The organism is Pinibacter soli, assembly GCF_029961145.1.
Lineage (GTDB): Bacteria > Bacteroidota > Bacteroidia > Chitinophagales > Chitinophagaceae > Pinibacter > Pinibacter soli.
The window spans coordinates 527,604-551,865 of record NZ_JASBRG010000003.1 but is presented as its reverse complement, the minus strand read 5'-3'; the positions used below and the strand labels follow the sequence as shown (position 1 = coordinate 551,865).

Genomic DNA, 24,262 nt, shown 5'->3' with positions numbered 1-24,262 from the left:
ACACAAATAAAACGATCATGGAATTTCTGTCAACCACCACCATCGCAAAAGAACTCGACATGCCGGCGGCTGAACTTTTCAGCCTATTAAGGTCCCTTGGATGGATAGATCGAAAACAGGACAAATGGATATTGACCGCTGTCGGCAAACAAAAAGGCGGACAGACGAGAACGAATCCGAAATTCGGTGAATACATTGTGTGGCCAGAGGACATCCCCTTGGACATCTTTGAGGACGACGTGAAAAAAACTACACTCATCAACGCTACAGCCATCAGCAAACATTTCAATATTTCATCACAGCGATTGAATTTGATTTTGTCTGAACTTGGTTGGATAGAAAAAGACCTTTCGGGTTGGGGACTGACCAAGCTTGGCAAGACGGTCGGAGGCCGGCAATATGAACACGAAACTTCCGGAAACTCCTATGTGCTGTGGCCGGAAAATATCCTGTCAAACAAAAGTTTGGTGGAGGTCTTCAGTGACCAACCCGTACAAAAAGAAACGGTAAAATCCACCTCGAATGATCATCCTGCACAACGGGCCATCGCCCCCACTCCTGCTGCAACGTCACTAGCGCCAGCTACACCCGACAACTTCAGGGATAAGTTTGAAGCGAAGCACAGGACCAAGGATGGACATTATGTGCGGTCGAGAGCAGAGGTAATAATAGATGACACACTTTACGATTATGGCCTGGTGCATGCCTACGAAAAGAAAGTTCCGATTGAAGAAGAGCTTTACACAGACTTTTACTTACCAAACGGCAAAGTCTACATTGAGTTTTGGGGCCTAGAAAATGATGCAAAATACCTGGAGCGTAAACAGAAAAAATTGGAATTATACCGAAAGTATGAATTAAAATTGATTGAGCTGACAGATAGTGACATTCAAAATCTTGATGACCACCTCCCAAAAAAATTACTAAAATTTGGGATACGGGTTTATTAAGTATAATCATTCACGATAAATCAAGAAAACGGAAACCTGTATTGGTCACCGATTCTGAAATCATTAATATACTTTCAACATGAAAAGAAGCGCCGTATTATTGATAGCCATCTTATTAACCATTGGAACATCCGCACAAATGGCAACCGGCAATAATCTTAAATTTTTTTGGGATGCAAAAGAGTTCAGTAAAGACGTGGCACTCTTCCACTCAAAACAATTTCTTTTTACAAATGTATTGGGCGTATCAACTAATACCGTGCAATTTGAGGTGATCCCTCTTGCTGCGGCAAGTTCAGGAGAACTGACAACTTTGCTGTATAATTGTAACAGTAAAAAAAAGGAAGGTCTGGTACTTGGTTTTTTTGGTACGTATCGAAACAACAACGGATTCGCATCGCAGGTATATGCTTATAAGAACCTGGAAAAGGAAAAAGCCACCGAGTTCCTTACAAAAATTCAAAAAGCAATTGAAGACAATACCAGGTACCTCAAAGGTGAAGACAATAACAACATCTATTTTAGCTATGACGATATTGACGTATTAATTTGTAACGGTGACGACAACCGATATTTGATTCGTCTTTTCTGGAATGGCTTCGACAGCTCTTGGGAACAAACCGCCTTTCAACATTCAAAAAAACGTTTTGAAAGAAATTTGAAATAGGTCTGGATCAAAGGTTCCAGTAAGTGCCGGCAATATGCCGTAAAAAGCCTGTATATGCTTTTAATTGTGATGGCTAAAAAAACACCAGCAGTGACCCCGCTTCATCACGACGATTTACACGTAATTTCTTGTGCGGAGGTGAGGTTAACATTGCCAAATTTTCCACTCAAGTAATTGAAGACGGCTTCTTTTCATTTCGGTTATCATCTTTGCCTAACACTAATCTTTTTCAATGGTTTATCTTTACATCATAAACAACCCTTATGGAAGGAGGAGTGCAAAAATCAAAAGATCCGCTACATGGCTTAACGCTGGAAATGATTGTACAACATTTAGAGGCAAGCTATGGATGGGAAGAGCTGGGGAAACATGTTGCCATCAATTGTTTTACCAGTAATCCCTCTGTACAATCGAGTCTAAAGTTTCTACGCAAAACGCCTTGGGCACGAACCAAAGTAGAGAATTTTTATAAATACTCTTTGCGACATAACAAATTGAAGTAATCGCGCATATTTTACCTGCCTGCTATTATTCATCCTGACAAATACTAAGGGAACGGATTCGAGTCCCGCCCCGTCCGCAAAAAGAGGCCGTCTCAAAAATATTTGAGACGGTTTTTTCATTTTAGGATATCTAGCCCTGTATTGGTGATTATATAGATGCCGATATTCAGATATTTTGGAAAGATAATTTTTGATATAGAGATTGGGTAGTGGCGGGAGTTGCGCAAGTTTGATCGAACGGGGAAAACTAGGGCTTCAATCGCCTTTCTTATGCGACTTTCTTTCTTAAGTTATGAGCTAATGCCAATAATCCTGTTTCAACGGAGACTTTCTTAATACCTCTGAGCATAAAGCGTTTGAAGTTGTGATTGTGTTTGATGTTTGCGAAGACTGGCTCAGTATCAAAACAACGCTGCTTTCGTTTTTCAACTCCCTTGGCTGTTTTCAACCTCTTGTTGGCTTTATGTTTCAAGCGATTCAGGTTATGATTGACCTCTATGATCCGATTATCTTTTTGCTTATGACAGGCCTCTCTTAGTGAACAGCCTTTGCAGTTTTTAGCCTGGTATTTGGTAAGGGTTTGCTCAAAATAATAACCCGGGCATCTTTCCTTATCTCTGCGCGCCCTGTTTATACCGTATCAACACCTTCAACAACATCTTAAACACAAAATAAACCGTCACCTTATTCTGATGCAGCCAAAATGCCTGTAACGCCTGTTCCAGCGCCTGCCGCGGCCTATTATACTTATGATAGGCCATGTCCGATGTACGGGCAAAATACCGGGACCAGTTGCGTTGCGCCGTTCTTTTTAACTGCCGTTGCTGTTGTGCCGGCAGGTAAGGCTGTATAATGTTAATAACTTTTTTTATATCCTTAATGTGCTGACCTGACTGAAAATACCTGCTTGTAATATTGTTGGTATGAACGCGGTAGGCAGCGAGCGTTTGAGGGGTATAGGCCACCGGATAATGTGCGGCTATTCTCACCCACATCTCCCAGTCTTCCCCATAGTGAATACCAAAAAATCCACCCAGATGTTCATATACCGCTCTCTTTACAACGACCGCAGGTGGTTGTAATTTCTGTTGCGTTGCAATGGTAGGCAACCAGTTGCTAATGATGCCCGGCGCGGGTAACAGCGTATTTCCCGGCCACACAAAATTGCCATCTTCATCGATATATGTATAGCCTGTACATACAGCGCCTGCTTCGGGATATTGCTCAAACAGTGCCGCAGTAGCCGTATACAGGCCGTCACCGGCCATGTCATCACCATGCAACAGGTGTATCAACTTCCCCCTGGCGCGGTTTAAACAGGTTTCAAAATTCCGTGGACTGCCACAGTTCTCCGGCTGTCGGTAAAATTCGACACGGCCTTTGCCGATGGTGGCTACCAATGCCGCTACATCGGCGTCCGTGCTGCAATCATCTACTACTTCTATTTGCATCAGCCCGGGACCGGGGTCCTGCATCAACACACTTTGCAGGGTAGCCGCCAGATAACGGCTACAGTTATAAGTAGGTATCATCACCGACCAAAGAGGACGGTGCACATCCGGCGCAACGGATGGTATCACCGGAGGCTTGCTTGGTATCTGCTCGTTCATTTCCATGCGGGTTTCATTTAGTATAGTAGGATGTCCAGTTGTTCAGTCCCTCTTGCAAAGCGAGTCTTTCGGCTTCATTCTGCAATGCAGGTATCTGTTTTTGTAATACCTCGCAGGCCCCTTTCAGCATACGTGCTTTATCGGTGGACATATTCATATCGTGAATGCGATAGGCTGCAATTCTATTGTTGTGATGAAAAACAAAAAGGTGTCGGGCAATACTGAGGTTGAGATCATAATCTTCACACACGCCTAGCCGGGTATCAAAATGGAAATGAAAAAAAAGGTCTCGTCTGTAGAGCACACATGATTCCATACCAATATAATTCCCATGCAACAACGACCAATATCCATCACCATTATTATATACGGTATTCAGGAAAGCGCCGTATTTATCTACGCGGTCATGTGCACCGGAAATGAATCCTGCATGTGGATATAGTTTGAAGTAGTGCAGTTGCAGTTCTGCTGCGCCTGCATATAAATAATCATCTGCGTCCAGGAAGATCAGGAATTGTCCTTTGCTGAGTTGTACGCCTATATTCCGCGCGGCGGCTAATCCTACCCGCTCCACGCGTGTATACGTAATCTGCTTTGAGTAAAGTGCGCAAACTGCCGCTGTGTTATCGGTGGACCCATCGTCAATGACAATCACCTCTACCTGTTTCCAGCTTTGTGCAAGTACACTGTCGATAGCCTGTTTCAGATACTCCGCATGGTTGTAACAGGGAATAATAACAGAAACAAGGCTTTGTTCTGTTACCGCAGCGGGTTGCCGTAATGCAGATGGAAACACGGTAATATCCTGTCGTTGTATTTGTTTATGCGCATTATAAAACTGCCATCCTGAATAGCACCCTTTTATCTCCGTTATAATATGCCGGAGACTTTCATCGCGGTCGCGTTGCAGCCATTGTTTCAGCCGTTTGAGATAATAGTGTGGCAGTCCTTTGTACAAACGCCGCAGTTCCCCGCGTTGCTGGTAGTTTTCATGCTGTACCAGCAGGGCGCTTACATGTCCGCGCATGTAGCTGAACAGTTGCTGACGCAGGCCTGTATCGGATGACCGGTGTTCATGAAATACGTATAGCTCCGGTATGTAGTAACAATTCCATCCTTCTGCCAGTACCCGGTACCACATTTCCGAATCGCCACTACAGCCGGACGCGCCCACATCGAGTCGTTCGTCAAAAAGACCGGCGAGCAGGAATGCGTCTTTTCGAAAGGCCATGTTAGCGCCGGCGCCAACGTCCCAGGCGGGTACCCCATAAGCGCTGTGATCAAGAAAATAACGGTGATCGAACCTACGGGGCAGATATCCTTTATTGAATCCCCATTTCTTTTCAAAAACATATTGTGCGTATGTATCCAGTGAGGCTGGGATCACGAGGCCTGTAACGGCCATTACCAGCGGATCACTGAAACTGGCTTTGAGGTTAGCAATCCAGTTGACAGGAATCTGCACATCATCGTCGGTATAGGCAATAAGATCGCCGGTAGCACAACGGGCACCTGTATTGCGTGCAATGTCAAGTCCTTTCCTGTTTTCACGCACATATTTTACCGTTGGGAATTTACGTACAACCTCAAAGCTGGCATCGTCATCCGGTGCGTTATCAATGACCAGCAGTTCGAAATCCTGATCTGTGCAGGATAACAGGGATTGCAAACAGATGGCGAGTGATTGTGGCCGGTTGCGGGTGCAGATCACTACGGATAAGCTATTGGCAGTATTAACTGTATGCAAAGAAGAGCCGCGCTCCCGGTAGTAGTCGAGTGCCGGTTGGATAGCTACCCGGAGTTTTTCACGTGCCTCTTCCGGTTGCGCGATCCAGGCATGCCCCAAAGGGATATTATTCCACCAAACAACCACATAATGATCGCCGGCCGTTAATACGAGGGTATCCAGTTCCGTGAGCTGTACGTGAGATATTTTATACAACATCTTGCTGATTTAGAATTACTGGAAAATCCGGGCGTACATACCCCATCCATTTCCCAAACCAGGCTGTATTTTCCCGATAGTCTTCCACATTAAACGAAAGACAACCTTCAAAGTAGAAAAGACGGGTGGTGGTATCTTTTACAAATACGATGGAAAGGTAATAGGCGCCATTGTTCAGGAAATTGCCTGGTATCCGGCATTCACCGCTGATGAGGCCCGGTTGCAACGGCGCTCCTTTTGAGGCTACATCGAATATGCATTCGCCGGCCATATTAAACAGGTGTATTCCGGCGATCAGGCTGCCGGGATCCCGATCAGCGTACCAGCATTCGAACCGGATGATAAAGGGAGTCCGGATATCGAACAATTCTGTGTCATATTGCAGGGATACTTTCTTTATCCTGATATAATCGTTACCTGGCGCGGCATCAGGAGTATCGTACTCCTGGTAAAGATAATCTGATTGCAAATTTTTCAGGTAGCTGCCAATGACTTCTGCCGGCTTTCCATCGTCGATGAGCTGACCTTTATGTAAAGTAATCACCCGGTCGCAAAGATTAAGCAGTGCCTGGGTATTATGGCTAACAAACAGTACCGTTTTTCCCTTGCGGCCGGAAATTTCCTTCATTTTGCCCAGGCATTTGCGTTGGAATTCCACATCCCCAACAGCCAATACTTCGTCAACCACAAGGATTTCCGGGTTAAGATGAGCAGCTACTGCAAAGGCGAGTCTCATATACATGCCGCTGGAGTAACGTTTTACGGGGGTATCGATAAACTGTTCTACGCCGGAAAAGGCAACAATTTCGTCGAAGCAGGCCTGGATCTCACGTTTTTTCATGCCCAGGATATTCCCGTTAAGAAAAATATTCTCGCGTCCGGAGAGTTCTCCATGGAAGCCTGAGCCTACCTCCAGCAAACTTGCCACCCGGCCCTTACCAAATGCCCGTCCGGAAGTAGGCGCAGCTATGCGGGAAATGATCTTCAACAAGGTTGACTTACCGGCGCCATTATTGCCGATAAACCCCATCACTTCTCCCTGGTTTACCTCGAAGCTCACCTCCTTTAATGCCCATACCAGGTGATCTTCTACCGGCTGTTTCTTCAGCCAGTGGCGAATATCTTCCCGCAAGCGACCGGCGCTTATAGTACCAAGGCGATAAGATTTGGAAATATTTTCTGCTTTGATGGCGATCATATCACATCTATTACTTTTAATTCCTGTTTTTTAAATAAGGTGATACCTACCAGTATCAGCAACAACACTTCCACACAGCTAAAAAGCAGGTGCATGATATACACGGGCTCATTTGAGAAGAACCCTGCCCGGAAGGTTTCTATCACCGCTGTAAGCGGGTTAAGCCAGAAAAAAATCTGGTATTGTTCCGGCACAATGGATGTGGGGTATACCACCGGGGTAGCGAACATAAAGAGCCGCAACAGGAACTGAAGGGTATAATCCAGGTCCCGGTAGCGGGCGGTGAGTACGCTTACAATCAACCCCGCTCCCAGTCCGAAGCCAGCGGTAATCAACAGCAACACCGGCGTTAATAACATGTAATAACTGCCTGTGATTTCTCCCTGGGAAAAGTAATACAGGTATATGAAAATAAACAACAGCAACTGGATGACAGTTCTCACCGTATGGGAGATCACACTACTGAGAGGAACGATGAGCCTGGGGAAATAAACCTTACTGAAAACATTGGCATTTTGCAGGAAGGTGTACATGGTACCATTCAGACAATCTGAGAAGTAGCCCCAGAAGAGTATACCGGAAAGATAAAAGAGGATAGGAGGAATTCCGCTGGTAGAGACCTTAACAATTCGTCCAAAAATCAGGTAGTATACCAGGGTGGTCAGTACCGGTTGCAGAAATACCCAGAACGGCCCCAGTAAGGTTTGCTGGTAATTAGCAATCAGGTCTCTTCTAACAAACCGCAGGAGCAAGTCTTTATAATGCCAGATCTCCGACAGGCGCCATTGAAACCATTTTGTACCGGAGCTGATCTCCCAATCCCAGGCGTCTTTATTTTCCATTGGTTGTATGCTTTATATCGTTAATATGCTGCCAGCGTTGGTTTATACCTTTCTTTTGGGACGGAGGATTGTTTCATCAATCCGGTCCAGTACCCTGGCATCCACGATTGGATCAAACTTCCTTGCAAACAACCGGCTGCTGGACTGCAAACTGCTCAGATCTGCCATCGTCAGCACTTTAGGATGTGCTCCGCCCTTTGATCTATCTATATAACGGTAATTATCATTGACAATATGATCCCTGAAAGGACTATTCATCAGAATGGTATTGATCAGGAACTCATCGGGCGACCAGGTATGTTTGAAAAAAAACCGATGGTTACTTTCCGCCAGGGATTTCTGCAGGTAAACCGCTGCGGATGCACTTATTGTCCAGTAAGCAGCCAGTGGTCCTCCGTAAAGCTGCGCCGGCAGCGAAAAATTCCTTTCCGGAAGCAGGAGTGAAAGGATATTTTCCAACCGGTGTTTCCCTCTAAAATTATAGTCGATGAGATGATACCGGGTGATCCGCTGTATAGCCTCGTCCCACCAGAGTGAAGGCGGTGTTTCCGAAGCAAGGAAAGAGACGCCCGGGTGAGCCTCGAAAAATGCGTGTATATCACCTGTTGGTTTAATCGGGTAATCCTGCCCGCTCAGGAGATTGATGCAATCGTAAGAACGGCCACTGGAAAATATGGCATCGAGAGATGCTTCAATAGCTTCCAACTGGCTGAATCCACCCCAATTCACATTCTTCCGGCCTGTTACAAATCGGGTATTAGGCAGTGTTGCCAGGTATTCGAACGGAAAAATATCAACCTTTTTATCCAGGTGCAGGTAAAAATCAAATTGCGGATGATGCAATCTTTTAATCATTCTCGCCGCCAATCCTGGATACTGATGCAGGATAACTATATTGGCCATTTTCATAATAGTACGTTCTGTAGGTTTACTATAACCACATAGTAAAGTCTATGTATTAAAAGTACTAAGATTATCTATATATGCAAATGCCGGCTAAGAATTTCGAAGCTGTGGTCAGGCGCGATATGTCCATTTTTTATAGGATTGGTTAAAATAAATTTGCGCAAGTCAAACCTTGCATATACATTTGCAAGAAATCACTTGCGCAATATGGCACCAACAAAAGACATCTTTCAGGCAATAGCAGATCCAACCCGCAGGCAAATTATTGGTATGCTGGCTCGGAAATCACTAAATGTTAATGCTATTGCCAGGGAGTTTGATATTACCCGTCAGGCAGTTTCATTGCATGTACAATTTCTTAACGATTGTGGTCTTATTGTAATCAAACAGCAGGGCAGGGAAAGATATTGCGAAGCCAAACTCGAAAGATTAAAGGAAGTAACAGACTGGGTAGATCAATATCGAAACTATTGGGACAATAAATTAGACTCATTGGAAAATTATCTGGCTAAAATTCAAAAAAAGAAAAAATAGACAGATGGAGAAGTATAATACATTCAAACAAGAAGGGAACAGTCTTATACATACGAGAATGCTCGATGCTCCAAGGGATTTGGTTTGGGAAGTATGGACCACCCCGGAGCATATAAAAGAATGGTGGGGGCCAGATGGTTTTTCGCTGACTATAAAATCAATGAATGTAGAATCTGGCAAAACCTGGGATTCTATTATGCATGGTTGGGGACAGGACTGGGATAGCAAAGTTGAGTATTTGGAAGTAGAAAAACCTTCCCTTTTATCTTATAAACATTTTGGCGAAAGCGAAGATTATGACTTTACTGTTTCAATTTCATTTGCAGAGGTTGAAGGAAAAACATTGCTGACAATGAAGTCAATATTTAAGTCAAAAGAAATTATTGAAGAACTGAATAGACGCGTAAATGCCATTGAAGGTGGCAAGCAGACTTTAAATCGACTTGAAAACTATATTAAAATATTACAAAGTAACAAACCATAAATAATAAAAAATATGAGAAAAATAATTTCATTTATGCACATATCGCTTGACGGTTTTGTAGCAGGACCGAACGGAGAGATGAACTGGATCAACCATGGTGAAGAAATTTTTGATCATGTTGGCAAGCGGATCGGCGAAACCGATACAGCAGTATACGGACGAGTAACTTACCAGATGATGGAAAATTACTGGCCTACCGCAGGAGACAAGCCGGATGCGACCAAGCACGACATTCAACATTCAAAGTGGTATAACAAAATTCACAAAGTTGTGTTATCGAAAACAATGAAAGACGCGGGTTTGACTGATACAACAATTATTAGCGACAACGTTTCAGATAAAATAAGCGAAATAAAACAACAGGCAGGTGGAGAAGTCTTGCTTTTTGGTAGCCCGACAGCCACACATTCACTTATTCAACAGAACTTAATTGATGGCTATTGGCTATTTGTTAATCCAATTATTCTTGGACGAGGCATTCCATTGTTTGTAGACATCAAAGACAAAATAAAACTAAACCTGGCGACTACCAGACAATTTACTTGTGGGGTAACTGAACTGAATTACATAGTGGACAGACAATAACAACGAACCGCTAACAGGATATTAGCGGTCATTGAAACAAACGAAAATATAAACATTGACTTCAAATCCACTGGGTGAAAAATGTAACAATCACTCTGTTATTTATAACACAGAATTTTTCTGTAAAATCGCAGTCCGTTCTGGATTCCGTAAGGCGAATAAATCCAAATGAATTCAGAAATGACATGGGGCAATAGGTCGGAATCTGGCAAGACTTACCCAACCCGCTTCAGCAGAAAGCGGTGTAGTTGCTATAGTAGTGAACGCAAATAAACCCGCAAACGTGTCAATCAAAGCTTCATTAACCACAATATGCAAAGGAGATAACGTTACATTTGTTGCCACAGTTGCAGGCGAAAACTATTCAATCATAATATACCATCCTTTACAGACAGGGGATAAAATAAGGGCCGTCTTGAATACGAATTCTACCTGCGCCGTTGTCCCCGCGACAATTTCAAGTAATACATTAGCCTTTATTTTAACTCAAACGGATTCCATAACGCAGGGAGTAACACTCTATCCAAATCCGGTTAGTTCATTGTTAACAATCACTGAATTAAAATTGAACGAAGAGTGGCTAAACCTTGAAATTGTTAACATTTCAGGAGAAAGAAAAATATTTTTCCAAGATCTGATAGGGAAAAAACAACTGTTGATTCCTGTACAAACGCTTTCACCTGGTTATTACGTTGCTATATTAAAAAAACCCCAATGGAGAATCTGTCTATTTGAAGTTTTTGAAGCTATAAACAAATAGAATCTATGTTAAAGAATTCTTATCATCTGCTGCGTAATAAGTGAATGATGCTCACAACTATTGCTAGGGCATCATCCAACAGAGATGAAGAATCGTGGAAATTGGTCTTCGAGAGTCCAACAAAAAACCGGACTTGATAACCACCTTCTCTTCGCTGTTTCTTTGCAATGAAAATGCAATGCGTTCCGCGTTATTTAGTTGGGTTAGATTTTCTTTCGAAAATTGCTTTTGCCCTTGGCGCTAAAATTGAGTTGGTTGATTTCGTTGCACCTAAAAAACCTTAAAGTTATGGTCAACGTAAATCACTTTGAAAAAAAATGCGAAGGCATTTACAAAGGTGAAGGATATTCAGTTCCTGACAACGGAGCGGTATGACGCTACCCAATTGAAAGGAAACGACCAAGACCAACCGACAACAATTGGACTTTTGGCAAAATATCTTTTAAGATTAAGACGCAATTTATTGCAATCAAGTTGAGTTAATTATTTACAAACTCCAATATATTCTTTAAAGTCTCTGCTAGTTGCTGATCTCTTTCAATATCAGCTCTATTGTCGCCCAATTGAAATCCGTAGAAACCAAATTGAGAATGATTTGCCCCGGCTATTCTTGCAAATTTCGCGTTTTCAGGGAGTTTGGATTTATTTGCAAGTACTGATTTTTCGTCGGCTATGCCATCTTTTGAACCGTATATTTTTAGAATTGGAATTTTGCAATCAGCAAGCGAGATGTCTCTCGGATGCGAAGTTCCAATCAAAATAAGTTTATCTACGAGGCCAAGATTTTCATACACGAATTGTGCCGCCATTTTTGCTCCTTGCGAATGCCCAGATAGAATATAAGTTTTAGTTGTATCGGAAAACAAATCCAATTCTTTGGGTTTGTTATAGCCGGTTGATGCAAGTCTCCAGGGCATTTTTATTAAATACACCTGTATGCCGCTTTCCGAAACGCTTCTACAAAGTGGTATATACGCTTTTGGATCCACTATTGCCCCTGGATAAAAAATGAACACGTTCCTAAATTCTTTGGTTGGAGTAAATAAGTAGAAGGCATTTGTAATATCAACAGTTACTTTGAGGTTACTCTGAAATAGCCGCCTATCAATGCCATGAGATTGATAAGAATAAAATAACCAAAATGTAAAAGCTGTTCCAATCGTTATCCAAACTGTGGTTACTATTTTTGGTATTCGCCGTTTCTTCTTGATCATAACTTTTCTATATCACTGTTGCTTATACTATTGTTAACTTAGCAATGCTTGCATAAGCTCGAACGCCGTAAATTTAAGCATTGTATCTGTTCCACCAGTGAATCAAACGTATATTTTGTCCCGTTTATAAAAGGAAGCACAAAGCCATCCTGATCCTTCATGCCGTTGACTCCAGGATATACAAATTCACTCAGGTCTAATCCCTTAATGCCTTCCTAACTCGACGTCCATGCCTGCAATCCGAAAACGCGTAGCACCATTACCGGCGTATACATTCGTAATCGTTCCATTGTCGATATTTGTTTTGTAAAAAACTATATATGCTTTTTGTGCATTTGGAAACCCAACAAAGTATACCCAAAGCTGCGTAATAGTGAGCCAACAAGAAGAAAAGTTATTAGCCACTAGTTACGTTTAATATTTTCCTTGCTTGTCATTTGCTTTATTTTTGAAAAAAAGCCTGTCTCAATCTTCATCCTTACCTGCAAAGCGTTTGGGATAGCGCCTATTTTTATTGCTGTAATGCCATAAAATGCGGTTCATCAACTGATCATCACCCCTGTCCAGTAAATCAAATGCTGGCATTGAAGACATCTCGGCAAAATAATGGTCCTTGCCTTGTAAAGTGCTGAGCGCTTTATTCATTTCGTTTATTGGTACCCGGTTGGCCAGGCATAGGTAGGGCGTATAAACCGCGGTGTCAGAAAAACAGGAGAACATGGGCGAAGCTGTAGCATCTATAATATTCATGGGCGGAATGCCTAAAATCTGTTCGATGGAGCGCAACATGCAGGTTTGATTATAATTGGTGTGGATCGTCTTTTGTAACCGGCTGTACGGACTAATCACAAATCCTGTCGTCCGTTAGGCCGAAACGTGGTCCCAGCCGGCCTGGGAATCATCTTCTGTTACAAAGATGACCGTTTCCTTCCAAAAACGGCTGTGGGAAAGGGCTTCAATGATCCTTCCCAGTGCCAGGTCATTATCAGCAACCATGGCATTCGGGGTTGGCGCACCCGGCCTTGTGCCCAAAGTATGATCATTACTTAATGCCATCACCATCAGTTGAGGTAGCTGGTCACCCGCCATGTTTTCATATTCATTTAATTCTTTGATAAAGCCATCGGCGCGGTACTGATCACTGATCGGTAGGTCATCCCCGGCGGGATAATTTTGAGACAGAATAGGACGCACTCCGGCAATGGTAGATACATTGGTAAACGCAAATGCCTTGCGCTGCTCCGGGTCCTGGAACTGGGTGATCAAATCCTTTTTTTGATAGGTTGCCCTACAAGCTTCTCCATAAATTCTAACGGATTTACCATAGGATAAAGCATGGTTCCAGATAAATCCGTTTGCACCGTAAACAAGTGCATCATATTGTACGTGCGGGTAACTTCTGTACCATGCACCCACATTCTTCTCAATGTAATCAGTCACCATGCCCGCATCTGTCCACTGGTGACCTTCTGCCGAGCATTTGCCGGCAACGTAATAATTATCCATTAATTGAAAATCTCTCGCCAGTTGATGTTGATTGGGTGTAATGGTCGCTCCAAACGAACATAAAGAGGCCTCGCCATCCCCTTCTTTCATATCGCCTAAAACCTGGTCGTAGGTGCGGTTTTCTTTGATGATGTAAAGGACATGTTTAAATACAGAAGGTTCGCCAATCCGCTCCGGCTTGGTTTGGGGGTCATATGGTTACGGGGTTTCAACCGGCTAAGTTCCGTCCGGTAAGCCAGATTCAATGCGTTCACTTTCTGTGTGTAAGTGGCCAGCAATGCTTCGTCAGGTACAGAAATAATGGTGACAGTTGCTTTTTGTTTGTGCGAATTATAAGCGCCGCCTTCGTTTTCTGCTTTATCCTTTGCCGGGTTATTTATCTCCCGGCTGTTAACCCTTGCGCCAATTCCTTCAATATTAGCCACTACAAGTTTATCACCCAAGATCGCCAGTCCGCCGGGATAGGTTTCAGTGGGTATAAACCCTTCGACTTGACTGGCTCCCTTGCCCGGATTAGCTGCTGCTGCCCCCAGCTTGATCACTGCGAGTGCATTGTCGAGTCCATTCGCAACATATAAGTGACTGCCATCGGGCGATATCGCCAGCGCATTGGGAGAGTCCCCCAAATCACCCACCCCGGCTGTGTGCAACCGCACGGATATGGTTTCGGTAACGACTAAACTGGCACTATTCAACACCGTTACATTGTCACTATTGGCATTGGCCACATAAACATATTGCCCGTTCGGGCTATGGATAATGTCATTAGGATGCAAGCCAACTTTAATTTCTCCTGTCAATTGACCATTATCCGGATTGAATACCGACACGCTGCCGCCGGCAGTAGCGCCTGTCACCGGATCGACAGAAACGGCGCCATAAGGTACTCCCGCAGTTTTATCGTCGCTTGTATCAGTGGGAATTTGGCCGCCCCAGTTGGTAACAAAAACCTTGTGGTTGACCATTGTCAAGCCATAAGGAGCAACACCTGCATTGACACTGTACACGGTGGTGTGCGTGTCCAAATTGATCTTCACCAATTGATTATTGCCATTGAGCACGACATATAACATTTTGCCCTCTGCCTCTTTATTGATCATTACTTCATTGGGCAAAGCGAGCGGGGCCGGGGCAACGGCTTTAAAATCAGCCACACTTTTTACGGTTATATTTTTACCGTCCCATGCGGCGCATAATACAACAGATGTACCGGCGTTACCCACGGCACTCCAATAGATTTCCGTTGTACTATTATCGTCATATGCCTATTTGGGTTTTAATTCTTCTGGACTGTCAGCGGTATACATCCTGTATTGTTCCCTGGAAGGACTTACAAACAAATCTTTTATTACTTCATAACGCACATTATCCTTCGGATTGAATTGGTTGGACGCCATATACTTTAAAAGGCTGTAGTACAGTTGCTTTGCAGCTGGATCATTCGCATTTTCATTCAAATTGGCGCTGCTCACAATTATTTTACCTTTCCCTACTCTTGCCTCCAAAATCAAGCCTAGCCTTCTATTAATAAACCAGGTATCAATTGGTTGCACCAGGGGTTTAAATCCTTTGGGAAAATCTTCCAAAACCATTACCTGTGAACGATGTTGAATGGCCCACCATTGCAAGTCAGCATGACCACTTGTTGGGAAATCAGTAAATGCTTTGCTTTGATCCTGTATAAGCATGCCCGTTACATGAGGTGGTTTCATTTGAAACCATGAGGTATTCCAAAATACAGGAAGGAAATGCATAGCAACTTCTTTTCCCTTGATAACTTTTCCAGCCGCGTTGAGAAAGACTTTCCCTCCATTTTCTAAAACACTTTTTGCACGCTCATCCATTTGGGTGGTGTAATACACACCACTGTCGGCTATGCTCAAATTCGCAGGATAAACCCAGAAGTCCCAATCATTCACGAAAGCTGTATTTTTTAATGACACTTCAAGATTCAGTCTGGATGGTTTTGTAACAGCGCTTAATGGCAACTGGATTTGACCAATCGGAATGCCGTTACCAATTGCGATAGTACCAGCATTGAACTGCCCGTTTGCTATTAGTTTACCCTTCTCATCTTTGATGACCCATTCAAGAACGGCATTACGAATAGGCGCATGACCTGAGTGGAAAATATCAATACGCGCTTCAAATGACTCATTATTGGTGAAAACAAATTTTGAAAGACGGGCAAGCGGAACGGTAGCATTGCAGAAACGAGCGAACGCTTTTGCAGAGATATACCCTTTTTCATCCCAAAATGCATCTAAAATACCCACTAAAGCAGTCCCCTGCCCTGGAAAATCCTGCAATCCGAGCAGTTGAAATCCCGCATACTCCGGCGTGCGCAACATCTTTTCAATTTCGTGTTTATAACACAGTGCCTGCAATTTACCGGAGGCCACTAAAAAATCATGGGCTTGCTCCAACATACCGTGGTCGGCTAAATCCTGTTGGAACATTTCAAAATTCTTGGCACGATACACTCCGGTATATTTCTTTATTGCATCAAAATCTGGAAAAGCACAATACTGACCAATTTCATGGGCAACAAAAGGCACAATGAACTTTGATATCGGCTCACTAAAATCTGACATTGTTTCAGGTGGAGCATCCCATGCAAGGCCACGAATTCCCCCTCTTACAAGGTATTCGGCATGGGGAACCACGGGCCAACTGCCACCAACACTCATACCAGTGTATACACGGCGATTATCTCTGCTTTTCCAATAGTCTACGAACTCATTTAAATAATTTACCTGGTTACCGGCAGGCTCGTTGCCAGCAGAGAGCATGACAAACGACGCATAATTGCCATAGCTTTTTGCCATGCGGTTTGTTTCATCATATAGGTATTGATCAATAGGTTCACCCATGCCGATCTTAACCCCATGATTGGGCCAGCTTGGTCCCTCCGGCTGGATATAAAGACCTACAATATCTGCGGCAATAAAAGCCGCTTCTGGCGGACACCATGAATGAAAACGGATATGGTTTAATCCATGGGCCTTCGCAATTTTAAACAAGCGTTCCCAGGTCCCGACATCCGTTGCCGGATAACCAGTAAGGGGAAATTCACAATTATGCAATGTCCCTCGCAAAAACACCGGCCGTCCATTGATAAGAAACTTTTTTCCATCTGTTTTAAACTCTCTCATGCCGAATTGAACGAGTGTTGAACTTTCACTATTCCCTATTTTTAAACTAGCCGTTAATCTATATAGCGCGGGATTGAATTCATCCCAAACCTGCATGTTATCATCAAAGGTCATGGCAACTACCAACGTATCGATCTCCCCTTTTGATAATGAAAAGTCTTTTGAAAAAACGGCTGTTTTATCATTGACAGCACAATTAAAACTTTGGGCCGAAATTGATACCCGGCCGGAAGTTTTTTCAGCGCTGGCATTCTTTACCACCAATCGAACTCTGGCTTGTTTTTTTTTCAGGTCAGGGAAGATTTGAATATCCTCGAAATAAACGGGAGAACTGGCTTGAAGGTTTAACTTACCCACAAGGCCATTCCAATTACCTTGCGTGTGATCAGTCACACTGTGTGAATCAACGCCAACGTTGACTTTTAAACGATTATCGACGCAGACCGTGATTCGATGAATACCCGGATGAAGATATTTAGATACATCATACTGATGAGCAGCAACAAGGCTGTTTTGCAAACCTATTTCTTTATCGTCTATCCATAGGCGTGTTTCGATATGGGCTCTTTCTAAAAAGAGTACAATCCTTTTCCCCTTCCAATTGGCAGGTATACGCACCATTTTCTGGTACCAGGCTGCACCGACATAATACTTTGAAGGGGTTAACCAAAATGGGAAATAAATATTACCGGGTTGATGATATTTCTCATATTTCGGATTAAAATAAAAAGAACTATCATAGATGCTTCCAGTCCATTTCGTTTTTAATGTGATGTCATTGCCCTTGCTATTTTCAGCCATCGACCCAGGCAGGATAATTTTGTCTGGCAGGGCAGTCGCAAACCATTTTTTACCAATCCCACTGTCCATTGCGTCTATTGCAAATCGCCATTCTCCGGCAAGTGAAATTTCCTGTGCCTTGACCAACTGAACACAAATACATATCCCGATAAAAAGAATGAATTTTTTCATGCTGATTTTTTGTGCTTGAATATTCCAAGGCAGTTTACGTAAAATTGAAAGTTCTTGCCTATTCATCAAAGTAGCCTAATCTTTCAGGAAATAATGTAAGGCTCGACATGGCATGACTGGTCGAGGAATTCATAACAAAATTTGCGCAAACACAAATTCTGTCCTGATTATCTATTTTATCTAACTGAATAATCATAAGAAAAATCGATTGTCTCCACATCTGAGCTTGCATGCACTTTGGTAGGGAAGCTACCCCAGTGATCATTCACCACGTATTTTGCGATAACGGTATAATTTGGGGCATTATTGCCATCTGGTTTATTAGTTTCAGTGGCAGTGTAATTCGGGCTCATGTAACTCCCGGCGCCAAAAAGAAAATTAATTAAACGGCATTCTCCATTGATCAAGAGTGGATTCCTGTACTCCTTAAAATAGGTGTATGTAATGGTTTCTTTCGCAACGCTTCGCATTTCTTTGATAACATTGCCAGACGCATCATACACATAGTCTGTTTTCTCATTCAACTGCTGACCATCCCATTCTTCAATGGTTGTAATAAGACTATCCTTCAAGGTTAAAAATCGGGTAGTTACACCACTATAACCGTTTTCAAAAGACTGCCAGTTCTCTATCATGGTAATCTTATCCTGTGTATAAGAAAGTTCATAAGTTGAAGCGCTAGTCGTCTCTCCTTTTACAGTAGCAGTTTGGTCCCTAAAATGGATGAGATTCCCTTTATCGTTACGCACAAAATCATAAAGCGTGTCGCCAGGTTCAATGGAGATTTTGGATATCTCCTTTCCTGTCATCCAATAATTAACACGGACGGGATATTGTTCATTGGTGGCAGTGACGTGAAAAAACATAGAACACTTCGTAAGAACTGTGTCACCAATCAATTGAGGAGAAATGTCTGCGTTTTTCTGACAAGCAATCGCGGAGCAGACAAGAAGTGCAGCAGATGCAGCATATATAAAACATTTCATAAGTAATGATAGATTATCAAAGGGTAAAACAATGATGTCAAGGCTAAATGCTAACGGACATGGCCAGTCGCATCAATCTCTTCGTCCGAAACAAAAGGCATGGGCAATTCTGAGGGATACCATATGGATACCAACCGGTGCGAAAATGTGTTCATACCGTACACCGAGGTTAAATTGTATCGGCAAGGCGCCTTCCGAGATAGGAAACAGATAGCCGACCGTTATACCGGCTGCGGCCCCCGCAACTTTTTGATCAGCGTAATTCCCATCGCCGGTATTCACCTGGATATCCGATCCGCCAAAGCTATAACCAACATTGGGTTCGGCATAGAGTCCGACGCCGGTTCTATTGAAGGTGTACCGGTAACCAGCCACCAAGGGGGCAAGACCGATGTTGTTCTGGTTGCTTGAAAATACGCTAAGACCCAGTTCTGCGGTAACGTAATCGGCGTCAGAAACAGGGACGCTTCCATTAAAAAAAGCACCGAATCCCCAGGCCTTGAAGTTTTTGGTAGATAAATGAATGGCTTCCAGTTGCGCATTCGCTTTCAAAATAAAAAGTAAACCGGCTACAAAAAGAAAGGACAATTTGATTTTCATATGCATGTAATGTAGAAATTAGGGTTGGGTGAACTATGATAGCAGTTGTGAAAACTCGACACTAAATAAAAAGCTATTTTTTCATTTTGGCAATACTTTAATCAGGCGTTAACAAAAGCATACATACAAACACTTAGACAATGTCATTGGGGTGGATATGGCACGGACCCGCTATCCCCTCACCTGTTTTATCCCCACCTTCACCATCCCCGTGACGTTGATCGCATACTCCCCAAACTCTTCCACGATCAGTCCTTTGATTTTATAAAAGCCTCTTCCCTGGAATGTATAACGCATGGCCGCGTTCGGAAAATGCACGGAGTCTAGCCAGTTGCCTTCGGCGTCGACCCAGGTACCAAAATGCATAAGCTGCTGTTCTTTCTTTGTATAGGTATCTTTCGTACAAACGAGGTAACCAATGAACACCGCTTCTTTTCCCAGCAAGCCAGGAATATCTTTGGCAAGCTTGTACGCGTAAGGATCATCTTGTAAGAGGTCAAAGATGTTGCCCAGCGGAAAGCGAAGCGTTTCGATTTCCTGCAACATATCTTCCAAAGGATGGTCTTCGAGCATGGGTAAATCAAACACGGGTAGTGGATCTTTGAAAAAAGACTGGTGGGCCGGAATGTGTTTGCCCGCTTTGGACTGCACAAAAGATGCTTCCCATAGCAATTGCTTTTTTGTCTTGCCGGTAAATCTAAGTGCCCCTACATCAATCAACACCGGGAGTCAGATTGTAAACGTCCTGGTAAGCGAAGCCTGTATAACAACAGAAAACATAAACATCTCGTACCGCCCTTAATCTATCGGAGTTAAACTCTTTTAAGTACATGGCGGAAATTTCCTGCATCGTTAGCTTATGCCTGACTGACTCTTCATAGGTGCATTTGAAAGTTTGGAAAGGACTTGCGGGTATCCATTCCTGTTCAACCGCAACAATAACAACCTGTTTTAGAATCTTGAGATATTTCGTTGCCGTATTGTAGCATGATCCTTCAATAGCCATTAAATAGTGTTCAAAGTCAGCAATGAATGAGTATTTCAACTCGAACAACTTTCTGTCGGTTACACCATATTGTGATTTCATAAATGCAATCACCTTGTTTAGCAATTTTAAACCTTGCTAAACTTCCGGGCGATTTGTGACCAGCCTTTACTTTTTGTTCGAACTTTTGAATGTGAAAATCAAAAATATCGCACAGTGACCTTGGCTTTGGCCCAATACCCACATAGGCGTTTTTTAACAGCTCTGCCGTAACCGTTTTATCCAGCGAAGTTAGGATACTGAAGTTCTTATTAATGTTACTAACAATGGAGCTAAGCTGGACATTGATGTTTTTTGCCGCCTCCGTCTTTCCTATGACCTTTTGCGCTTTTTGATCCCATAATAAAGGATCGATAGAAATGCCCGTTGAAATTTCAACGCGCTGGTTGTTTACCGTCAGCCGGACATAAATTACCGACTTTGAATCAATGACCTTCTGTTTTTTCGGCCAAAATAGCAATGTCAATGCCTGATGTACCTGGTACATACTCAAAAGTTTTTAACTGTGATTTAATAGAATCAACAAAATGCCGAGTTGAGAAAGGTGAGATGTAGGCCAGTAAAGAATTTGAACGTGTTGGAGGTGCGTCAATTTAATTAAAAAACCTGACGCACCTTTTTGCTCACCTTTTGATTTGTATTCTTTTGAGGCTTTTTGACATATTAAAATGAAAAAACCTGCATAAAACGCTCATTTTATACAGGTTTCTAACAATTTGGCTTTATACCAGTGTCCCCGTAGGGACTCGAACCCTAGACCCATTGATTAAGAGTCAATTGCTCTACCAACTGAGCTACGGAGACATAACAGTCAGCAATAGGCTAACTGTTGAATGAAGATAACAAATTTATTAAATCGAACGGTTTACATCAAAGTTTTCTAACTCATTTGCTACCGCAGTTAAAAAAGTGGCGCCGAGACTGCCATCTACAATTCGGTGATCATAGCTCATGCTTAGATAGATCATGTGACGGATCGCTATCGCATCGCCTTGCGGTGTTTCGATCACAACTGCACGTTTCTTAATGGCACCAACTGCCAGTATCGCAACTTGTGGCTGGTTGATGATCGGTGTACCCATAAGACTTCCAAATGAACCCACATTTGTTAGCGTAAAGGTTCCGCTTTGTGTATCGGTTGGCTTTAATTTACTGGTGCGTGCTTTGTCGGCAAGGCTATTTACTTGTTTAGCCAAACCAACAAGGTTTAATTGATCAGCATTTTTAATTACTGGCACGATCAGGTTACCACTTGGTAAAGCAGTCGCCATACCAATGTTGATGTCTTTTTTAACGTATATCTTATCTCCTTCCAGCGAGCTGTTGATGAGCGGATATTTTTTGATGCAACGCGCAATAGCTTCGATAAACAAAGGCATGAAGGTGATCTTTGTCCCCTCTTGCTTTTCGAAATTCTTTTTCACTTTATCGCGCCACAGCACCATGTTGGTTACGTCTGCTTCGGAGAAACTTGTAACGTGCGGGCTCGTGTGCTTACTTCTTACCATGTGCTCGGCAATCAATTTACGCTGGCGATCCATTTCGATGATCTCAACGTCAGCGTCCTGGCCAACATTATAAATAGTGGCAGGCGGTTTCGGTCCTGCAGTCACCACATTAGTGTTGTCAGCTACAACCGGTGCATCCTGTTTGAAAGTGATGGCAGTTTTTTCCTCAACAACCGGTTGAGGTTTTGGTGCAGCTTGTGTAACTACGCCTGCTTTTTTATCGTTTACGTATCTTAATATATCGTTTTTGGTAACCCGTCCTTCGTTGCCTGTGCCTTCGATGTTTTCAAGCTCATGCAGACTTACGCCTTCATTTGCAGCAATATTCAGTACAAGAGGAGAATAAAACTTATTACTGTTAAGTACCGGTGCTTTCGCTTCTTCAGCAACTGAAGTATATCCGTTGCCGCCGCCATGGCTCTGTACAGCTTCTGCTGCCTGAGATGCCTGATGTACCGGAGCAGCGATTGGTTGGGAAGAGGGGCCGCCTGCAGCAACGTCGGTGCGGATCCTGGCGATCACGGCTCCAACGGGAACTACCTCATTTTCCTTAAATAAAATTTCTTCTATTACACCATCTTCTGTTGCAGGAACTTCGCTATCGACTTTGTCCGTGGCTATTTCCAGCACAGTTTCATCCTGTACTATCATATCACCGGGCTTTTTGAGCCACTTTAATATGGTGGCTTCCATAATGCTTTCTCCCATTTTTGGCATTACAAGGTCAACTAAGGCCATAAATTTCTCATTTAATTTATTAGGTCAACAATCGTTAGAATGAAAGTCAAAATTTGAAAGTTATAAGTCAAAAAATGGTTGCAACCCGATCAAAACCATGTTATTCGATCATTTTTTACTTTTTACTTTTCCCTTTTGATTTTATAGAAGGTCAAAGGTAATGAATTGAATTTTTGTACACGTTAAGAGTTTTCTAGAATAAATTTCCGCAAAAGATTCAATGCATTTATTGCCGTCAGTTCAATGTTTCGCTTGCGTTCGTAGCGGAACCACAATTTCTGTGTAGTAATTTTTTTATTATTTCCAACGGCGACCCAAACTGTGCCAACGGGTTTCTCAGCAGACCCTCCATCGGGGCCCATAATACCGGATACTGCAACAGCATAATCCGTATTGAGCTGCGCCAGTGCACCTTTTACCATTTGCATAACCGTTTCTTCACTCACCGCTCCTTCTTTTTGGAGGGTTTCGTTGGTAACACCGAGCAAGTCGGTTTTTACCTTATTGTCGTAACTCACTACGCTTCCTTTAAAATAAGCGCTGCTACCCGCATGGCTAGTGATCAAATGCGCTATGTATCCGCCGGTACAGCTTTCGGCGGTTCCAACGGTTTGTTTTTTTGACAACAATAATTTGCCGACCACTGTTTCCATTGGTTCGTCTACATTGGTTACCAAAACATCCGGAATCAATGTTTGCAGCGTCGCAAATTGTTCGTCAATCTCTTTTTCAATGGCATCCACATCATAACCGGTGTCGGTTAAGCGCAGTCGCACCATACCGTAGGATGGCAGGTAAGCCAGCTTTACATTGGAAGGGAGTTTTGCTTCAAAGTTCTTTATCCTTTCTGCCAGGAACGACTCTCCAATTCCTGCGGTCAGCAACGTGCGATGTGCAATGTGCGCCATTTTGAAACGCTGCGGCAAAAGCTTCAATACATGTTCGCGCATGATGGTTTGCATTTCAAACGGCACACCAGGCATGCTTATAAAAACTTTGCCTTCTTTTTCAAACATCATTCCCGGTGCTGTACCCACACTGTTGAACAGAACAGTGCATGTATCCGGGACGTCAGCCTGCTGCGCATTAGGCTCGAGCCATGGCCTGCGGAAAACCTGTTCGAAAAGATGTTTTACGTGAGCGAGCACCTTTTCATCCCTAACCATTTTGCCGTTAAAATATTCGCAAAGCAATGGCTTCGTGATATCGTCTGCTGTCGGGCCCAGCCCGCCCGTTATCAAAATAATGTTGGAGTGTTTGCCTTCTTCATCCAGAGCGTCCCAAATAGCATCCCAGGCATCGCCGACCGCCACGCGACGTTTTACGGGAACACCAATAGCGTTTAACTGTTGCGCAATCCACGCACTGTTTGTATCTATAACCTGTCCTATCAATAGTTCGTCGCCAATCGTGATAATTGAAGCCTGGATCATGTTTGCTGATTTGAGGAAGGCAGATTTTCATGATTTTCATGATTAATCAAGATATTTTTTGAAATCATAATAATCTTGACAATCATGAAAATCTGCGTTCTTTGTTGTTCTAAAGTTCAAA

General features: G+C 43.1%; 26 protein-coding genes and 1 tRNA gene. 7 read left to right on the top strand and 20 right to left on the bottom strand.

The window, feature by feature from the left end:
* The first annotated feature begins 17 nt into the window (after positions 1 to 17).
* The 3 genes from QJ048_RS06635 to QJ048_RS06625 all read left to right on the top strand — a co-directional run bounded on the left by QJ048_RS06635 (position 18) and on the right by QJ048_RS06625 (position 2,120).
* Complete coding sequence (locus QJ048_RS06635; protein WP_282333554.1) at positions 18 to 950, top strand: hypothetical protein; 933 nt, start codon at positions 18 to 20, stop codon at positions 948 to 950.
* A gap of 79 nt (positions 951 to 1,029) precedes the next feature.
* Positions 1,030 to 1,617 carry a hypothetical protein gene (locus QJ048_RS06630; protein ID WP_282333553.1) on the top strand — a complete coding sequence of 196 codons (588 nt, stop codon included), beginning with the start codon at positions 1,030 to 1,032 and terminating at the stop codon, positions 1,615 to 1,617.
* A gap of 263 nt (positions 1,618 to 1,880) precedes the next feature.
* Positions 1,881 to 2,120: a VF530 family protein gene (locus tag QJ048_RS06625; protein ID WP_282333552.1), complete on the top strand. Its 240-nt coding sequence runs from the start codon at positions 1,881 to 1,883 to the stop codon at positions 2,118 to 2,120.
* 268 nt (positions 2,121 to 2,388) lie between these two features.
* On the opposite strand, the gene QJ048_RS23430 is transcribed toward QJ048_RS06625, so the two are convergent.
* From QJ048_RS23430 to QJ048_RS06600, 6 genes are read right to left on the bottom strand one after another with little or no spacing between them, the layout of a single operon-like run.
* Positions 2,389 to 2,754, bottom strand: coding sequence for a transposase (locus QJ048_RS23430; protein ID WP_425607787.1), 366 nt, complete (start codon positions 2,752 to 2,754; stop codon positions 2,389 to 2,391).
* Complete coding sequence (locus tag QJ048_RS06620; RefSeq protein ID WP_282333551.1) at positions 2,732 to 3,730, bottom strand: glycosyltransferase family 2 protein; 999 nt, start codon at positions 3,728 to 3,730, stop codon at positions 2,732 to 2,734. The genes QJ048_RS23430 and QJ048_RS06620 overlap by 23 nt, the downstream gene beginning before the upstream one ends.
* Positions 3,731 to 3,743: 13 nt before the next feature.
* Positions 3,744 to 5,675 (bottom strand): glycosyltransferase family 2 protein, encoded by a 1,932-nt coding sequence (locus QJ048_RS06615; RefSeq protein ID WP_282333550.1) that lies wholly within the window; start codon positions 5,673 to 5,675, stop codon positions 3,744 to 3,746.
* Positions 5,665 to 6,873, bottom strand: coding sequence for an ABC transporter ATP-binding protein (locus QJ048_RS06610; RefSeq protein ID WP_282333549.1), 1,209 nt, complete (start codon positions 6,871 to 6,873; stop codon positions 5,665 to 5,667). Before QJ048_RS06610 ends, QJ048_RS06615 begins: the two co-directional genes overlap by 11 nt.
* On the bottom strand, positions 6,870 to 7,715 hold the full coding sequence (locus tag QJ048_RS06605; RefSeq protein WP_282333548.1) for an ABC transporter permease: 846 nt from the start codon (positions 7,713 to 7,715) through the stop codon (positions 6,870 to 6,872). The genes QJ048_RS06610 and QJ048_RS06605 overlap by 4 nt, the downstream gene beginning before the upstream one ends.
* A 42-nt stretch (positions 7,716 to 7,757) precedes the next feature.
* A complete protein-coding gene (locus QJ048_RS06600) occupies positions 7,758 to 8,624 on the bottom strand; it encodes a beta-1,6-N-acetylglucosaminyltransferase (RefSeq protein ID WP_282333547.1) in 867 nt (288 codons plus the stop codon).
* 204 nt (positions 8,625 to 8,828) lie between these two features.
* On the opposite strand from QJ048_RS06600, the gene QJ048_RS06595 reads away from it, so the two are divergent.
* The 4 genes from QJ048_RS06595 to QJ048_RS06580 all read left to right on the top strand — a co-directional run bounded on the left by QJ048_RS06595 (position 8,829) and on the right by QJ048_RS06580 (position 10,984).
* Positions 8,829 to 9,155: an ArsR/SmtB family transcription factor gene (locus QJ048_RS06595; protein WP_282333546.1), complete on the top strand. Its 327-nt coding sequence runs from the start codon at positions 8,829 to 8,831 to the stop codon at positions 9,153 to 9,155.
* 4 nt (positions 9,156 to 9,159) lie between these two features.
* Positions 9,160 to 9,639 carry an SRPBCC domain-containing protein gene (locus QJ048_RS06590; protein ID WP_282333545.1) on the top strand — a complete coding sequence of 160 codons (480 nt, stop codon included), beginning with the start codon at positions 9,160 to 9,162 and terminating at the stop codon, positions 9,637 to 9,639.
* 12 nt (positions 9,640 to 9,651) lie between these two features.
* Positions 9,652 to 10,224 (top strand): dihydrofolate reductase family protein, encoded by a 573-nt coding sequence (locus tag QJ048_RS06585; RefSeq protein WP_282333544.1) that lies wholly within the window; start codon positions 9,652 to 9,654, stop codon positions 10,222 to 10,224.
* Between the two features lie 283 nt (positions 10,225 to 10,507).
* Positions 10,508 to 10,984 carry a T9SS type A sorting domain-containing protein gene (locus tag QJ048_RS06580; protein WP_282333543.1) on the top strand — a complete coding sequence of 159 codons (477 nt, stop codon included), beginning with the start codon at positions 10,508 to 10,510 and terminating at the stop codon, positions 10,982 to 10,984.
* Between the two features lie 479 nt (positions 10,985 to 11,463).
* Here the strand turns inward: QJ048_RS06580 and QJ048_RS06575 are convergent, their stop codons facing one another.
* The 14 genes from QJ048_RS06575 to QJ048_RS06515 form a co-directional block, all read right to left on the bottom strand.
* Complete coding sequence (locus tag QJ048_RS06575) at positions 11,464 to 12,198, bottom strand: alpha/beta hydrolase (protein ID WP_282333542.1); 735 nt, start codon at positions 12,196 to 12,198, stop codon at positions 11,464 to 11,466.
* Positions 12,199 to 12,402: 204 nt separating this feature from the next.
* Positions 12,403 to 12,603 (bottom strand): hypothetical protein, encoded by a 201-nt coding sequence (locus QJ048_RS06570; protein ID WP_282333541.1) that lies wholly within the window; start codon positions 12,601 to 12,603, stop codon positions 12,403 to 12,405.
* 60 nt (positions 12,604 to 12,663) lie between these two features.
* A complete protein-coding gene (locus tag QJ048_RS06565; protein WP_282333540.1) occupies positions 12,664 to 12,987 on the bottom strand; it encodes a class I SAM-dependent methyltransferase in 324 nt (107 codons plus the stop codon).
* A gap of 75 nt (positions 12,988 to 13,062) precedes the next feature.
* Positions 13,063 to 13,794, bottom strand: a complete 732-nt coding sequence (locus QJ048_RS06560) for an alkaline phosphatase family protein (RefSeq protein ID WP_282333539.1) — start codon at positions 13,792 to 13,794, stop codon at positions 13,063 to 13,065.
* 5 nt (positions 13,795 to 13,799) lie between these two features.
* The gene (locus QJ048_RS06555; protein WP_282333538.1) at positions 13,800 to 14,927 is read right to left on the bottom strand and encodes a YncE family protein; all 1,128 of its coding nucleotides are present in this window, start codon (positions 14,925 to 14,927) and stop codon (positions 13,800 to 13,802) included.
* 42 nt (positions 14,928 to 14,969) lie between these two features.
* A complete protein-coding gene (locus QJ048_RS06550; RefSeq protein ID WP_282333536.1) occupies positions 14,970 to 17,831 on the bottom strand; it encodes an exo-beta-1,4-galactosidase in 2,862 nt (953 codons plus the stop codon).
* Between the two features lie 176 nt (positions 17,832 to 18,007).
* Complete coding sequence (locus tag QJ048_RS06545) at positions 18,008 to 18,817, bottom strand: hypothetical protein (protein ID WP_282333535.1); 810 nt, start codon at positions 18,815 to 18,817, stop codon at positions 18,008 to 18,010.
* A gap of 72 nt (positions 18,818 to 18,889) precedes the next feature.
* Positions 18,890 to 19,417, bottom strand: coding sequence for a hypothetical protein (locus tag QJ048_RS06540; protein WP_282333534.1), 528 nt, complete (start codon positions 19,415 to 19,417; stop codon positions 18,890 to 18,892).
* 171 nt (positions 19,418 to 19,588) lie between these two features.
* Positions 19,589 to 20,137: a hypothetical protein gene (locus QJ048_RS06535; protein ID WP_282333533.1), complete on the bottom strand. Its 549-nt coding sequence runs from the start codon at positions 20,135 to 20,137 to the stop codon at positions 19,589 to 19,591.
* Positions 20,130 to 20,516, bottom strand: coding sequence for a phage integrase SAM-like domain-containing protein (locus QJ048_RS06530; RefSeq protein ID WP_282333532.1), 387 nt, complete (start codon positions 20,514 to 20,516; stop codon positions 20,130 to 20,132). Before QJ048_RS06530 ends, QJ048_RS06535 begins: the two co-directional genes overlap by 8 nt.
* Positions 20,440 to 20,949: an Arm DNA-binding domain-containing protein gene (locus tag QJ048_RS23425; protein WP_425607786.1), complete on the bottom strand. Its 510-nt coding sequence runs from the start codon at positions 20,947 to 20,949 to the stop codon at positions 20,440 to 20,442. The genes QJ048_RS06530 and QJ048_RS23425 overlap by 77 nt, the downstream gene beginning before the upstream one ends.
* Before the next feature lie 244 nt (positions 20,950 to 21,193).
* A tRNA-Lys gene (locus QJ048_RS06525) sits at positions 21,194 to 21,266 on the bottom strand.
* A 47-nt stretch (positions 21,267 to 21,313) separates the two neighbouring features.
* Positions 21,314 to 22,708 carry a dihydrolipoamide acetyltransferase family protein gene (locus QJ048_RS06520; RefSeq protein ID WP_282333531.1) on the bottom strand — a complete coding sequence of 465 codons (1,395 nt, stop codon included), beginning with the start codon at positions 22,706 to 22,708 and terminating at the stop codon, positions 21,314 to 21,316.
* A gap of 182 nt (positions 22,709 to 22,890) precedes the next feature.
* On the bottom strand, positions 22,891 to 24,141 hold the full coding sequence (locus tag QJ048_RS06515) for a CinA family nicotinamide mononucleotide deamidase-related protein (RefSeq protein WP_282333530.1): 1,251 nt from the start codon (positions 24,139 to 24,141) through the stop codon (positions 22,891 to 22,893).
* Positions 24,142 to 24,262: the final 121 nt, after the last annotated feature.

What these genes read in the sequence shown, in the direction of transcription:
- QJ048_RS06630 (WP_282333553.1), top strand. Translation starts at nt 1,030, where the DNA reads ATGAAAAGAAGCGCCGTATTATTGATAGCCATCTTATTAACCATTGGA.
- QJ048_RS06590 (WP_282333545.1), top strand. Translation starts at nt 9,160, where the DNA reads ATGGAGAAGTATAATACATTCAAACAAGAAGGGAACAGTCTTATACAT.
- QJ048_RS06585 (WP_282333544.1), top strand. Translation starts at nt 9,652, where the DNA reads ATGAGAAAAATAATTTCATTTATGCACATATCGCTTGACGGTTTTGTA.
- QJ048_RS06515 (WP_282333530.1), bottom strand. Translation starts at nt 24,141, where the DNA reads ATGATCCAGGCTTCAATTATCACGATTGGCGACGAACTATTGATAGGA.
- QJ048_RS06625 (WP_282333552.1), top strand. Translation starts at nt 1,881, where the DNA reads ATGGAAGGAGGAGTGCAAAAATCAAAAGATCCGCTACATGGCTTAACG.
- QJ048_RS06605 (WP_282333548.1), bottom strand. Translation starts at nt 7,715, where the DNA reads ATGGAAAATAAAGACGCCTGGGATTGGGAGATCAGCTCCGGTACAAAA.
- QJ048_RS23425 (WP_425607786.1), bottom strand. Translation starts at nt 20,949, where the DNA reads ATGTACCAGGTACATCAGGCATTGACATTGCTATTTTGGCCGAAAAAA.
- QJ048_RS06540 (WP_282333534.1), bottom strand. Translation starts at nt 19,417, where the DNA reads ATGAAAATCAAATTGTCCTTTCTTTTTGTAGCCGGTTTACTTTTTATT.
- QJ048_RS06550 (WP_282333536.1), bottom strand. Translation starts at nt 17,831, where the DNA reads ATGAAAAAATTCATTCTTTTTATCGGGATATGTATTTGTGTTCAGTTG.
- QJ048_RS06560 (WP_282333539.1), bottom strand. Translation starts at nt 13,794, where the DNA reads ATGAAAGAAGGGGATGGCGAGGCCTCTTTATGTTCGTTTGGAGCGACC.
- QJ048_RS06620 (WP_282333551.1), bottom strand. Translation starts at nt 3,730, where the DNA reads ATGAACGAGCAGATACCAAGCAAGCCTCCGGTGATACCATCCGTTGCG.
- QJ048_RS06575 (WP_282333542.1), bottom strand. Translation starts at nt 12,198, where the DNA reads ATGATCAAGAAGAAACGGCGAATACCAAAAATAGTAACCACAGTTTGG.
- QJ048_RS06600 (WP_282333547.1), bottom strand. Translation starts at nt 8,624, where the DNA reads ATGAAAATGGCCAATATAGTTATCCTGCATCAGTATCCAGGATTGGCG.
- QJ048_RS06610 (WP_282333549.1), bottom strand. Translation starts at nt 6,873, where the DNA reads ATGATCGCCATCAAAGCAGAAAATATTTCCAAATCTTATCGCCTTGGT.
- QJ048_RS06520 (WP_282333531.1), bottom strand. Translation starts at nt 22,708, where the DNA reads ATGGCCTTAGTTGACCTTGTAATGCCAAAAATGGGAGAAAGCATTATG.
- QJ048_RS06635 (WP_282333554.1), top strand. Translation starts at nt 18, where the DNA reads ATGGAATTTCTGTCAACCACCACCATCGCAAAAGAACTCGACATGCCG.
- QJ048_RS06545 (WP_282333535.1), bottom strand. Translation starts at nt 18,817, where the DNA reads ATGAAATGTTTTATATATGCTGCATCTGCTGCACTTCTTGTCTGCTCC.
- QJ048_RS06565 (WP_282333540.1), bottom strand. Translation starts at nt 12,987, where the DNA reads ATGTTGCGCTCCATCGAACAGATTTTAGGCATTCCGCCCATGAATATT.
- QJ048_RS06615 (WP_282333550.1), bottom strand. Translation starts at nt 5,675, where the DNA reads ATGTTGTATAAAATATCTCACGTACAGCTCACGGAACTGGATACCCTC.
- QJ048_RS06595 (WP_282333546.1), top strand. Translation starts at nt 8,829, where the DNA reads ATGGCACCAACAAAAGACATCTTTCAGGCAATAGCAGATCCAACCCGC.